This window comes from Hymenobacter sp. BT559 (assembly GCF_016427535.1).
Classification (GTDB): domain Bacteria; phylum Bacteroidota; class Bacteroidia; order Cytophagales; family Hymenobacteraceae; genus Hymenobacter.
Map to the genome: position 1 here is coordinate 131,558 of NZ_JAELXV010000003.1, position 12,682 is coordinate 144,239.

Here is a 12,682-nt window from a genome sequence, read left to right on the forward strand (position 1 = left end):
CTCACAGTTAGCGTGTTACAACAGGTATTTTGTGTGCGGCGCGATGGTCGCAGCACCCAGGTCAGTTCGAGACCTCACGGTTTTACTCCTGCTCACTAGCCTTAGCGTGGGGTTGGCATGAGCAAAGAGGTGGCAACGCCTCTTGCCCCGCGCAGTCTATGGCAATCGCAGAATGGTTACTTGACCTAGGTAAAGAATTCTTCCGGGCAATGGCATTCGCTAGGCACACGCGCCAGCCTTCTGCGCAAACCTGCGGCGCGTGATGCTAGTGGTTTTGTAGCGAACTTTGCCAATTATCAATCCTCAGTGAACAATTATCAGGGCTATTGCACTTGATACTTAGCGCACTGATAATTGCTAACTGTTAATTGCTACTTGCTTACCATGTTCTCCGATACTGAATATGACCTTATTGTAGTGGGGGCTGGCCACGCGGGCTGCGAGGCCGCCGCTGCGGCCGCCAACCTGGGTTCGAAGGTGTTGCTCATCACGATGAACATGAACACCATCGCCCAGATGTCGTGCAACCCTGCCATGGGTGGTGTGGCCAAGGGCCAAATAGTGCGCGAGATAGACGCCCTAGGTGGCCAGTCGGGCCTGATTACCGACCGCACGATGATTCAGTTTCGGATGCTGAACCGCTCGAAGGGCCCCGCCATGTGGAGCCCACGCGCCCAAAGCGACCGCATGCGCTTTGCTGAAGAGTGGCGCCTGACCCTGGAGCAGATTCCGAACGTGGATTTCTGGCAGGAAGGCGTGACCGGCCTGCTCATCGAAAACGACACCTGCGTAGGTGTGCGCACCTCCCTAGGTATCGAGTTTCGAAGCAAAACGGTGGTGCTCACTAACGGTACCTTCCTGAACGGCCTCATCCACATTGGGGAGAAAAACTTTGGCGGTGGCCGGGCCGCTGAGAAAAACAGCCGCGGCATCACCGAGCAATTGGTAGAGCTGGGCTTTGAGGCCGGGCGCATGAAAACTGGCACGCCGCCCCGCGTGGATGGCCGCTCGCTCGACTACTCGAAGATGGAAGTGCAGGATGGCGATGCCAACCCGAGCCGCTTCTCGTACCTCGACACGCCGGCCCTGACCCGGCAACGCCCGTGCTACATCACGTACACCAACGAGCGGGTGCACGAGATTTTGAAAGAGGGCTTTGAGAAGTCGCCCATGTTCCAGGGCCGCATCAAGGGCCTAGGGCCGCGCTACTGCCCCAGCGTGGAAGACAAAATCAATCGCTTTGCAGACAAGGACCGGCACCAGATTTTCGTGGAGCCCGAGGGCTGGAATACGGTGGAGTGCTACATCAACGGCTTTAGCAGTTCGCTGCCTGAGGATGTGCAGTACCGCGCTCTGCGCGAAATCTCGGGTTTTGAAAACGCCAAGATGTTCCGGCCGGGCTACGCGATTGAGTACGACTTCTTCCCGCCCACGCAGCTTACCAATACGCTGGAGACTAAGCCCGTGCGCAACCTCTGGCTGGCGGGCCAAATCAATGGCACCACCGGCTACGAAGAGGCCGCCTGCCAGGGCCTGATGGCGGGTATCAACGCCCACCAGCGCGCCCACGACAAGCCCGCCTTCACGCTCAAGCGCGACGAGGCCTACATCGGCGTGCTCATCGATGACCTTATCAATAAAGGCACCGAGGAGCCCTACCGCATGTTTACGAGCCGCGCCGAGCACCGCATTTTGCTGCGCCAGGACAACGCCGACCTGCGCCTAACTCCCATGGCCCACGCCCTAGGTCTGGCCAGCGACGAGCGCCTGGCCCGCGTGCGCCAGAAGGAGACCGACACGGCTGCCGTGCTCACGGTGCTGGAGAAATTCGGCATCGAGCCCGCGACTATCAATGGCTTTTTGGCAGCGCGCGGCTCGGCCGAGATTCACGAGAAAACCCGCGCCCTCAACCTGCTGCGCCGCCCCAACATCGAGCTGAACGACCTAGCCGCCGCGCTGCCCGAGCTAGCCGAAAAGCTGGCGACGTTTAGCACCGAAGCGCAGGAGCAAGCCATCATCCAGACCAAGTACGAAACGTACTTGCAGAAGGAGCAGCAGCAGGCCCAGCGCATGCGCGAGCTCGAAGACTTCCAGATTCGGGGCCGCCTGAACTACGGCGCTATGCCGGCCCTCAGCCACGAGGCCCGCGAAAAGCTGCTCAAGATTCAGCCCGAAACGCTGGGGCAGGCTTCGCGCATCAGTGGCGTAAGCCCGGCTGACGTGTCGGTGCTGATGGTGTACCTAGGAAGGTAATTTTTTAAGTTAAAAAGTAGGAGTTAAGAGTTAGAAGCCACGCGTAAAGCCTGTTTTTAACTCTTAACTCCTACTTCTTAACTCTTAATTTGATACTTAGGAGTGACTGAATTATTAGAACGCTGCCCGGTGTGCGGGAAGACCGACCTGCGCGAAAAGCTACAAGTACAAGACAAGTCGGTAAGCCAGGAAACGTTTACCATTGTGCAGTGCCAGGCCTGCGAGTTTCAGTTCACTAACCCCCGGCCCGACGCGGCTAGCATTGGGCCGTACTACGAGTCGGCCGCTTATGTATCGCACAATAGCGGAGCACAGGGACTGATAAACCAGGTGTATAAAGTAGCGCGCTTTTTCACAGTGCGCCGCAAAGTGGCTTTAATAACCAAGCTGAATGGGGGCAAAAAAGGCCGGCTGCTTGACTACGGCTGTGGCACGGGTCACTTCTTGGCCGGCGCTAGGAAAAGTGGCTGGCAGGTAGTGGGGCTAGAGCCCAACGACCTAGCGCGCGCCGATGCCAGCACACGGGTGGGCCAGCCCATTCAGGAGCCGAGTACCCTAGGTACGCTGGCACCAGGCAGCTTCGATATAGTCTCGCTGTGGCATGTGCTAGAGCACGTGCACACGCTTAATGAGACGCTCGACCAACTCATCCGGGTGCTGAAGCCGGGCGGCAAGCTGCTCATCGCGGTGCCCAATGTGGAAAGCCTCGATGCCCAGCACTACCGCCAAGACTGGGCCGCCTACGACGTGCCGCGCCACCTCTACCACTTCAGTCAGGCCTCAATGCGCCAATTGCTAAGTCGCCACGGCCTGGCCGTGCGCCAAACATTGCCGCTGGCCTTGGATGCCTACTATGTGAGTATGCTCTCCGAAAAGCACCGCTCGCCCGAACGGGCCGGCGGCCCGCTCACCGTGTTGCGCGCCGGCTACATCTCTAATCGCTACGCGGCCCAGCACGACGGGCAATATTCTAGCGTGCTGTACGTAGCCGAACGGCTGGCCTAGCCGCGGCGCGTAGCACCTAGGGCGGCCATCTTTGTCTTGCTATTTCTATTTGCTGCCCCGCATGCCTGCTGCTCGCTTTTCATTGGTTACTGGCTTTCCACTTTCGTCTTTTTGCCGCTACCTAGGTAGCCAAATCCCATGGCGCGGCTGGGCGGCGCTGGCAGCTACGGCCGGGCTGGCGGCCCTAGGTAGCTGCGCGGCGGTGAGCTCGCCTCAAGGCGGCCCGCGCGATAGAACGCCGCCCCGCCTCATCGCTACCTCGCCCGATAGCGCGTCCCGCAATGTGAAACAGCAGTTCATCCGGCTCACGTTTTCGGAGGCGGTGCAGGTGAAGGACTTGCCCAAAAACCTGCTCATCACCCCGCAGCTGGCGCCCGACAACCAGTACCAGCTGCGTGAAGACCGCAATAGCGTGACGCTGCAGTTTCCGAAGCCGCTGGAGCCCAACACCACGTACTCGTTCAACTTCCGCAAGGCCATTGTGGACATCACCGAGAGCTTGCCAGCCAAGTACCAAGCCCTGAGCTTTAGCACTGGCCCCACCCTCGACTCGGCCAAGGTGCAGGGCACCGTCACCGACCTGCTCACGGCCCGCCCCGTGGCCGAGGCCAGCGTGGGCCTGTACCGGGTGGCCGACACGGCCGGCGTGCGCCGCGGCTTGCCCTACTACCTCACCCGCGCCGACAGCAAGGGCAATTATGAGTTGAATTTTATCAAAAGCGGGCAATACAACCTATATGCCTGGGTTGATAAAAACAACAACGGCCGCTACGACGACGGCGAAAAGCTGGCCTACCTGCCGGCGCCCCTCACCCTTAGCGATACCACCCGGCCTAGGGCGTTGCTACTCACGCAGCCCGACCGCCTCGCGCCGCGCCGCACCAACCTAGAGCGCTCGGCTACGCAAGTGCGCCTGCGCTTTAATGAGGGCCTACGCACCCTAAGCCTGGCGCCCGCCACTGGCGCCACCCCCGCCACCACGGCTGCCCTGCAAGAATCGGTACTCCTGACTGAGAACGGCCGCTCGGCCATTCTTTACCGCACACCCGCCCTCGGCGATGGACGCTACCTGCTGGCCGTGACCGACAGCACCGGCAACACCGCCCGCGACACGCTCAACCTCACATTTCCGGTGCCCACGGCTACCAGCCGCAAGGCCGCGCCGCCCGTCGGCACCAGCGTTGAAGGTAATCCGCGCTCGGTGTTTCGGCAGGGCCAGGTGCAGTTTAAGTTTCCGGTGCCGGTGCGGCTGGCGCCGGGCCAGCCGGTGGGCACGCTGGCCGAAGACTCGGTGAAGCGCCGCCCACTGCGCCTGCCCGCCGATGGCAGCCTCAGCCCCGACCGCACCGAGCTTACCATCAGGCTGGATACCAAGGCGCAGAAAAACGTCGAAATTCGCCTCGACACTACCACCATCACGGCCATTACGGGGCAGTCGCTAGGGCTGCGCCGGGCGCTGCGCCTCACCGTCACCGACATCGACCCCAACGGAATCATCAGGGGTACCGTGCCCCCCACAACCAAGCAGTTCGATTTGCAGCTGCTCGATGACAAATACCAAGTCGTGCGCCAGCTGCGAACGCCCAAGGGTCGCTACGTGTTTGACCGCCTGCCGCCGGGCAGCTATCGCCTGCGCGTGCTTATTGACCAAGACGGCGACGGCCGCTGGCGCGGTGCCGACCCCGACCTACGCGTGCCGCCCGAGCCGGTAATTATGTCGCCTACGCTGATAAAGGTGCGCGCTAACTTCGAACTGATTGACCAAGTTAACCTGACGTTCTAGCCTTTTCAGGAGTTTTCCACAGCTAAAAGCCCGGCCCGCGGTATTTCGCGGGTCGGGCTTTCTTTTTTTCCACACCACGCCGGCTGGCTGCCCTAGCTGTCCACAGGCCTACCTAGCTAACGCAAGCCGCCACATACAGTGAGTAGTGACCTAGGGCCACTTTCAATGTGGCACGTGGAAAAGCGGGCTCTTATTCACCGCCGTAGCCACTAAAGTGGAAAACTTATCCACGTTTCCAGTTACTGAGCGCGCTTTTTAAGGTTTATCCACGGGTTTTCCACATAGTTTCCCACTACTGGCGGCGGCTGTGCACAGAATAGTGGATAACTCGACTGATAACCGTGCACAACCCGTGGATAAGTTGGGGGTAACTTTTTTTGCCCGCGCAGTTGCTAGCACAGGGTGCCAGCGCTGTGGATAACGGTGGATAACTATCCACCGCCAGCAGCACAATCCACATTGCTCCCAACCTGTGAATAGTGGATAAGTGGATAACCCCTGTGAATAGTGGAAAACTAGGCTAAGTTTTTAAACACCAGCCAAATGATATGCACAATGGCTGTTGATAGCCCGTGGATAAGCCTGTAGTTGTGCACCCGTTATCCACGCTGTGGATAACCTTTTTGACTTATACACTTATCCACTGCCCTAATGGATGAAAACAAAAAAGATTTTTTAAAAAAGAATTTTATTAAACTTATTAGCTTGTGGAAAACTTCAGCCGGGCAAAAGCTTTTCCACACCCGGCGCTGCGTAAGTCGTGGAAAAAACGGCTGGGGCACCTTTTAGAAGTGGAAAACTCAGCCGGGCCGGCAAACGAACCTGCGCAGCCTGCGTACCGGGCAGTATGCCGTTCGATTACACCCTAGATTTCCACACGGTCGATTTCCGCCAGCACCCCGAGCTATATAGAGTAGGGAAGGGCGAGCAGGGCGTGCTACTAGTGCAGCCCTACAAGGGCGAAATCCTGCCTCACTGGCGCTTTAAAGACGCGGTGGCAGCCCGGGAGTCCTCGGCAGCTATTTGGAAGCTCTTTGAGGCTTATTTGGCGGCCAATGACTTTGTGGGTGCTGACATGGCCCGCAAGTTTTTGCAAATGGGCTTTACCCGCGCCCGGCGCTATGCCAACCACCGCGGTGGCAAGAAATACGACGGCCCCGTGCCCGCCGACAAAAAAGGCCAAAGCGGGGCTCACGGCCGCGCCGAGCTACCGCGCACCGACGCCCCCGATGTGGATAAAGTAGAAGCCGCCGCCATTTTTAAGCAGAAGTGGGACGAAGCCAAAGCCTTGCCCGAGTATCAACGCCAGAAAGCCGCCTTTGAGGCAACCTACGGGAAGTAGGCACCTAGGCGGACGGCCCGGAGCAAGTAGCGCAAAATAGGAAGGCTGTCATGGCTTGGTAAGCATCGGTCCGGTGCATTTACTGCTGGTGCTGCGAGCACTCCGCTAGTTATCAACAGGGAGTTATCACTTATTCACATCTGTGCTGTAGCACTCAGTCGCTGCCCCACGTATTCACACCGCTACCTTTGTCTGACTTACAACCCCTTGTTGATATGAACCCGCAAACGACCCCCAACAGCATCGAAGAAAACGAAATCATTCTGGGCACCGGCATGGGCCCGCTGCGCTTCGGGGCCACAATGGACGAGGTGCGCACCCTAGTGGGCGAACCCGAAGAAATCGAGGAGTCGGAAGACGAAGACGATTTTGAGCACCAAGCCTGGAATTACTACGAAGATGACCACCTGCTGTCGCTGTACTTCGACCGCGAAGATGACTTCCGTCTGAGCTGCATCGAAACCGATAACCCCGGCCTGCGCTTGTTTGGCGAGCCCATCCACGGCCGTAGCCTCGACCAGGTGCGCGACCTTATGCAGCGCCACGGCCAAAGCGCCCCCGAACTCGAAACGATGGAGGGAGGCGAAATCCGGCTGAGCTACGAGAAGTCTATGATAGACTTGTACTTCGAAGAAGGCCAGCTGCAATTTGTGAACTTCGGTGTGTTTATCAACGACGACCTAGAGGTACAATGGCCCAGCAAATAGCTTGTGTTGAAAACTGGAAATAGGTAAAAGTTTCCTTGAATTAGCGCATTTTGGCAAAAGTTATCCACAAAAAAGCCCTTTTTGGGTGTGGATAAGTGGATAACTCTGTGACGGTGGGATTATTCCTAGGTTACCGTTAGTTAATCTAGCCAATCTGCCTAGCAAAAAAAGCCAACCTGAATAGGGTTGGCTTTTTTGCGTAAACAAGGGTAAGAGCAGGGTAAATAATACGTGGTTTGTGTCAGGATGAAAGTAGTATACTGAGCGCTTTGTGGATAAGTAAGTAGCTCATTGTGTATAAGTCACCTACTGCGTACGAAGACCAAGGCCGCAGCTTCTGGCACTAGCTGTAAGCTTGCGCGAACCTAGGGGAGGGAGCTATGCTAAGGGCAGGCACAGGTGCACTGCAAATAAGAACGCCCGGCCCTTGCGCGAAGGACCGGGCGTGGCCGGAGTTGTTGGGCTGCGAGACTGACCTAGCCGCTAATGGCGCGGAAGAGCAGGAACAAGCCGCCCGACAGCACCATCGTCACGGGCAGGGTCAGGACCCACGCTAGGGCGATGCTGCGCACCATTTGGGGATTTAGGTTCTTGATGCCGCGGTTGGCCACCATGCTGCCCGCAATGGCCGACGACAGCACGTGCGTAGTAGAGGAGGGTAGGCTAAGCTGCGTGCTGGCCCCAATCATGAGCGCCGCTACCAGCTCGGAGCTGGCGCCCTGCGCGTAGGTGAGGTGCTCTTTGCCGATACGCTCACCGATGGTTTTCACGATGCGCTGCCAGCCTACCATGGTGCCTATGGCCAGCGACAACGATACCATGAGCAGCACCGGCCAAGGCGCGTAGTCGGTGAAGCTCTTCATCTGGTCTATAGACTTGGTGTAAGTTTCGCGGTCGGCGGTGCTGAGGCTGAGGCTGGGCGAGCCGAGCAGCTTTTTGCCCCGGTTGGCCAGTAGCAGGATATCGCGGCGAATCTCGAAGCGGGCTTGCTCGGGCAGCTCTTCTACTTTGGTTTTGCCAGCAAATACGCGGTCGAGGTCGGTGGTTTGGGCTTGCATTTCGGCATACAGCTTCTGGTCGGCGGCGCTGAGCTCAGCTTTATTTACGCGGCCCATTACGTACTCTACCTTGGCCAGCGAATCGCGTAGGTCAAGGGGGTTTTTGGTGCTATCGAGGGCAAAATGCACGGGCACAATGCCAATCAGAATCAGCATGATGAGGCCCACGCCCTTTTGGCCGTCGTTGGAGCCGTGGAAGAAGCTCACCAGCGTGCAGGTAGCAATGAGGGTGAGGCGGATGAAGAGGGGTGGGGGCTTGCGCTTGTGCGGCTCCTTAAAGATGGCCTTGCTCGGCGAAAAGCGCTTCAGCAAAAACATCATGATGATGGTGAGCGTGAAACCCAGTAGCGGGCCCAGTATCAGGGCCAGGCCGCTTTCGCCGGCTTTGCTCCAGTTCACGGCTGCGCCCTTGCCGCCGGGCAGTAGCGAAAACGCGATACCGACGCCCAGAATGGAGCCGATGAGCGCGTGCGACGACGACGACGGAATGCCGTAGTACCAGGTGCCGACGTTCCAGATGATGGCCGCCACGATGAGCGCACCTACCATAGAAATGCCGTGGTACACGTTCTGGTCAATTAGGCTTTCGACGGGTAGTAGGTATACAATGCCCATGGCCACGCCAATGCCGCCGGCAAACACACCGATGAAGTTCCAGAAAGCTGACCAAACCACGGCCACCCAGGGCCGCAACGTATTGGTATAGATAACGGTGGCCACGGCATTAGCCGTGTCATGAAAGCCGTTAACAAATTCAAAAGCGCAAGCTGCAAACAGACAGATGCCTAAGAGCAGCAAAACATGGGGTTCGAGTCCGAACATAAAAAGAAGCTGAGGTACGGAAATTCAGCCCCCAAAATTAGCCAGTTATTGTGCAAGCTTCATGTTACCGAATTGTTGTCTGCTCTTTGGCTGTCTCAAAGCCGGATGCGGAACTTGGTATCGGTGGCCCCACCGAAGAGGCCGTAGCCGCCTTGTAGGTTGGAGCGCAGGGGGGCAGGCTCGGCAAAGGGGTTACCGTTGGTGTCGTAGTAGCGCTGCATCGACTGGTAGAAGTCGTAAGTAGCGGGGGGCAGGCTACTCACGGTGATTTCAAGAAAGGCCGGCGGTGGGATATTGGGGCGCTGCGGGTCGTAGGAGCCGCTGTACGACAAGCCTACGGGATGGCTGAAGTTGAGGCGCTGGCCATTGCGCCCTTCATCGCTTACTGGCAAAATCTTGTACACATCGTTGGTGGAAGACAGGTCGAAGCGGTTTAGCTTGATGTCGGGGCCTTCGGTGTTGCGCCCGCTATTGTCTTGGTATACGTAGCCCCAGGGCCGGCCTGCCGCGTCGAATACCCGCGCATACGCCACGTAGTAATCGGTGGTGGCCGCCGCGTCGAGAATAGCGAACGACAACTGGCCATAGTAGTCGTAAATGAAGGGGTAGGGCCCGGGTGCCACTACCTGCGGCTTGGTCACGAAGCTAGCACTGGCCGCGTCGATGGTGGCCGGGGCCGGCAGCGTCAGGGTGGCTTCGAGCGGAGCTAGACCAGGCGCGCTGGCGCGCAGGGTATAGGCCTGGCCGGGCTGCCCTACGTAGCCGCGCACCGGCAGGTAGGTGCCGTAGCGGTAGTCGAAGGGCTGGTGCGCCGAGGTGTCGGGCTTAAACTGCTCTACTACCTGCCCGCTGGCGTCGCGCAGTTCTACGGTGGCATCGAGGCGGCCCTGCAGGCGCGTGGTGGCCAGCGTGCCTAGGCTGCTGCTCACATAGGGGTTACGGTTATAGAAGTACTGGTTGTATTCGGCAGTAATAGGCTGGTTGCTTAGTGTGTAGAGTAACGAAAGCTGCGGCGTGTGGGCTGGGGTGGGCACATTCACTACCGCTTCGCAACTGGCCAACAGGGCCAGCGAACCTAGGAAGAGAACCTTTTTCATAAGCTGTACTGGCAAACCGACTTAAAACTTGAAGGCCTTGCTGACCGACGGAATAATGGGAAACAGCGATACCTGCCGGTAGCTGGCGGGCTTGCTCACTACCCCGTTGTAGTTGATTAAGGAGGCCTCGTAGTAGATGTAATACGGATTTTGGCGGCTGTACACGTTGTAGATGGAGAGGCTGTTGACCACTTCGCCCCAGCGCTTTTTCTTGGTCTTGCTCAGGTCGAGGTCAAAGCGGTGGTAGGCAGCCATGCGGTAGGAGTTGCGGTCGCCGTAGTCGTCGAAAATCTGCCCCGGCCCCAGCTGGTAGCGGCTCGACGAGAGCGTGGTGGCGTTGCCGGTGCCGTACACCCAAGTGCCCGACAGTGTAAGGGTAGGGCTGAATTTATGCATGACAACCAGTGAAATATCGTGGCGCCGGTCGTACTTATAGGGGAAAATTTGCCCCCGGTTCAGCTCCGGAAAGCGGCGGTTGCTCCAAGCCAGCGTGTAGCCTAGCCAGCCGGTGGTGCGGCCGGTTTTCTTCTGCAAAAACAGCTCGCCGCCGTAGGCCCAGCCCTGCCCACTCGTGATTTTGCTTTGCCACTCGCCATCGGTAGTGTTGAGAAAGCTCGCCCCTTCGCGGTACTCTACTAGGTTGCGCATGGGCTTGTAATACGCCTCGAAGCTGAATTCAAACGCCTCGCCCCAGTGGTGCAGCGTGCGCGCCACACCTAGGCCAACCTGGTGCGCTACCTGCGGCTGCACCTGCGCCGTGGCCGGCACCCAGAGGTCGGTAGGCAGCCCGATGCCGCTGTTGGTGAGCAGGTGAATATACTGCGTAGTGCGGGCATAGGAGGCCTTCAGCGCCCACTCGTCGGTGAGCATGTAGCGCGCCGCCAGCCGCGGCTCCAGCGAGGGATAGAGCTTGCTATCCACGTAGAAGCTGCTTAGGCGCAGGCCACCATTCACCTTCAGGCGCGGGCTGAGGCGGTAGTCATCCTCTACGTACAGGGCACTCTCGGTACCCAGGGTGCGGCTACCCGAAACGCTCGTGCTGGCGATACCCCAATATTATCGTCCTGCACCGACGCCCCCGGCCGGAACGCGTGCCGGATAAGCTGCCCCCCAAACCGCAAGTAGTGGTTGGGTGAGGGCACGTAGTCAAAATCGGTTTTTAGCGTCCAATCCTGGATATTCGACAGGTAGCGTAGAGTAGTATTATCATTTGTGGGCTGGCCCTGGTCCACGAAGTGATACGCGCTCGCCTGGCCCACGTCAAATTGATATTGGCTGTAGGTGAGGTGCGTGTTCATGAACAGCTTGTCATTCACCACGTGGTTCCAGCGTAGCGCCCCCGTGAGGTTGCCCCAGCCTAGGCGGCTGTTCGAGCGGCGGTAGTCATTCGGGTCTTCGTCGGCATCGCGCAGGTCAGCCGAAAATTTGTCGTAGCCCCGGTAGGCGCTCAGATACAGGCGGTCGCGTGGGCTCACCTTCCAATTGAGCTTGGCGTTGAGGTCGTAGAAATAGTACCCTAGGGAGCCCGCCTGGCCTTCCTGCTTGAGCTGCCGCTGAATGAGCGGCCGGCCTACTACATCGAGGTAAGTGCGCCGCGCCGACACAATAAACGAAGCCACATCCTTCTTAATCGGCCCTTCTAGCGTGAAGCGCGAGGCAATGAGGCTGATGGCGCCCTCGCCGTGCAGCTCCTGCGCGTTGCCTTCCTTCATCGAAATATCGAGCACCGATGACAGCCGCCCACCGTAGCGCGCCGGAAAGCCACCCTTTATCAGTTCTACGTTGTTGAGCGCATCGGCATTAAACACCGAGAAGAAACCGAACAAATGCGAAGCATTATAGACCGGCGTGCCGTCGAGCAAAATCAGGTTTTGATCGGGCGAGCCGCCGCGCACGTACAGGCCGCTGGTGCCTTCACCGCCGCTTTGCACGCCGGGCAGCAGCTGCAATACCTTCAGCACGTCGGTTTCGCCCATGAGTTTGGGCAAGCTCTTAATCTGAGCGATGGGCACGTTGATGGTGCCCATGCGGGTGCTGCGCGGGCCGTGGTCGTCGGCTTGGCGGTCGCCCACCACCTCCACGCTGGCCAGCTCGTTGGCAGCGGCGGGCAGCAGAAAGTCGTGTTTGGCGCTGCTCGTGGCTGGGGCGGCCCAGCGCTGGCGTGCGTACCCTAGGTAGTTGGCCACCAGCCGCACCGAGTCGAGCCCCGCCGTGGGCACGGTCAGCGAATAGAAGCCGTAGGTATTAGTGGCGGTGCCCTGGCCAGTGCCCGCCAGTACCACTGCCACCCCAATGAGGTTCTCGCCCGTGGCCCGGTCGCGCACGTAGCCGCTGATGGTGACGCGGGCCGGTAAGCCAGGCGTTTGGCCCCACGCTACCGCCGGGCTTACCAATAAACCCAATAGGCAGCAGCGAAGAAGTTGATTCATAAGCAAAAAACAGGAAGAGCAGGCGGCGCACGTTTGGGAGTACCAAAGTAGGCTCTAGGTTGCAGCTTCTGTGTTTTAGATGAATAAATCCTCCCCAACCGCCCCCACGCCCTGGCCCTTACCCTTGGCCAGCCTGCCGAAGGCGGGCGCCTCCGTTAAATCTTAAAAATCTGTTTCAATCTGCGG

The 12,682-nt window shown here is 58.7% G+C and carries 9 protein-coding genes; 5 read left to right on the forward strand and 4 right to left on the reverse strand.

From position 1 onward, the window contains the following. The first annotated feature begins 384 nt into the window (after positions 1–384). The 5 genes from mnmG to JAO77_RS11425 all read left to right on the forward strand — a co-directional run bounded on the left by mnmG (position 385) and on the right by JAO77_RS11425 (position 7,090). A complete protein-coding gene (gene mnmG / locus JAO77_RS11405; protein ID WP_198990515.1) occupies positions 385–2,253 on the forward strand; it encodes a tRNA uridine-5-carboxymethylaminomethyl(34) synthesis enzyme MnmG in 1,869 nt (622 codons plus the stop codon). Between the two features lie 102 nt (positions 2,254–2,355). Beyond that, the gene (locus JAO77_RS11410; protein ID WP_198990516.1) at positions 2,356–3,258 is read left to right on the forward strand and encodes a class I SAM-dependent methyltransferase; all 903 of its coding nucleotides are present in this window, start codon (positions 2,356–2,358) and stop codon (positions 3,256–3,258) included. A 61-nt stretch (positions 3,259–3,319) separates the two neighbouring features. Beyond that, positions 3,320–5,041 (forward strand): Ig-like domain-containing domain, encoded by a 1,722-nt coding sequence (locus tag JAO77_RS11415; protein WP_198990517.1) that lies wholly within the window; start codon positions 3,320–3,322, stop codon positions 5,039–5,041. 847 nt (positions 5,042–5,888) lie between these two features. After that, the gene (locus JAO77_RS11420) at positions 5,889–6,383 is read left to right on the forward strand and encodes a DUF4385 domain-containing protein (RefSeq protein ID WP_198990518.1); all 495 of its coding nucleotides are present in this window, start codon (positions 5,889–5,891) and stop codon (positions 6,381–6,383) included. Positions 6,384–6,598: 215 nt separating this feature from the next. After that, on the forward strand, positions 6,599–7,090 hold the full coding sequence (locus JAO77_RS11425; protein WP_213019382.1) for a hypothetical protein: 492 nt from the start codon (positions 6,599–6,601) through the stop codon (positions 7,088–7,090). A gap of 476 nt (positions 7,091–7,566) precedes the next feature. On the opposite strand, the gene JAO77_RS11430 is transcribed toward JAO77_RS11425, so the two are convergent. From JAO77_RS11430 to JAO77_RS11445, 4 genes are all read right to left on the reverse strand, one after another. Further along, a complete protein-coding gene (locus JAO77_RS11430; protein WP_198990519.1) occupies positions 7,567–8,970 on the reverse strand; it encodes an inorganic phosphate transporter in 1,404 nt (467 codons plus the stop codon). A gap of 95 nt (positions 8,971–9,065) precedes the next feature. Further along, positions 9,066–10,067, reverse strand: coding sequence for a DUF4249 family protein (locus tag JAO77_RS11435; RefSeq protein ID WP_198990520.1), 1,002 nt, complete (start codon positions 10,065–10,067; stop codon positions 9,066–9,068). A gap of 21 nt (positions 10,068–10,088) precedes the next feature. Further along, a complete protein-coding gene (locus tag JAO77_RS11440) occupies positions 10,089–11,114 on the reverse strand; it encodes a TonB-dependent receptor plug domain-containing protein (protein WP_198991065.1) in 1,026 nt (341 codons plus the stop codon). Next, positions 11,054–12,496: a TonB-dependent receptor gene (locus tag JAO77_RS11445; protein WP_198990521.1), complete on the reverse strand. Its 1,443-nt coding sequence runs from the start codon at positions 12,494–12,496 to the stop codon at positions 11,054–11,056. The genes JAO77_RS11440 and JAO77_RS11445 overlap by 61 nt, the downstream gene beginning before the upstream one ends. Positions 12,497–12,682: the final 186 nt, after the last annotated feature.

Coding starts and splice junctions, on each gene's coding strand:
- mnmG (WP_198990515.1), top strand. CDS start 385: ATGTTCTCCGATACTGAATATGACCTTATTGTAGTGGGGGCTGGCCAC.
- JAO77_RS11425 (WP_213019382.1), top strand. CDS start 6,599: ATGAACCCGCAAACGACCCCCAACAGCATCGAAGAAAACGAAATCATT.
- JAO77_RS11420 (WP_198990518.1), top strand. CDS start 5,889: ATGCCGTTCGATTACACCCTAGATTTCCACACGGTCGATTTCCGCCAG.
- JAO77_RS11415 (WP_198990517.1), top strand. CDS start 3,320: ATGCCTGCTGCTCGCTTTTCATTGGTTACTGGCTTTCCACTTTCGTCT.
- JAO77_RS11430 (WP_198990519.1), bottom strand. CDS start 8,970: ATGTTCGGACTCGAACCCCATGTTTTGCTGCTCTTAGGCATCTGTCTG.
- JAO77_RS11435 (WP_198990520.1), bottom strand. CDS start 10,067: ATGAAAAAGGTTCTCTTCCTAGGTTCGCTGGCCCTGTTGGCCAGTTGC.
- JAO77_RS11445 (WP_198990521.1), bottom strand. CDS start 12,496: ATGAATCAACTTCTTCGCTGCTGCCTATTGGGTTTATTGGTAAGCCCG.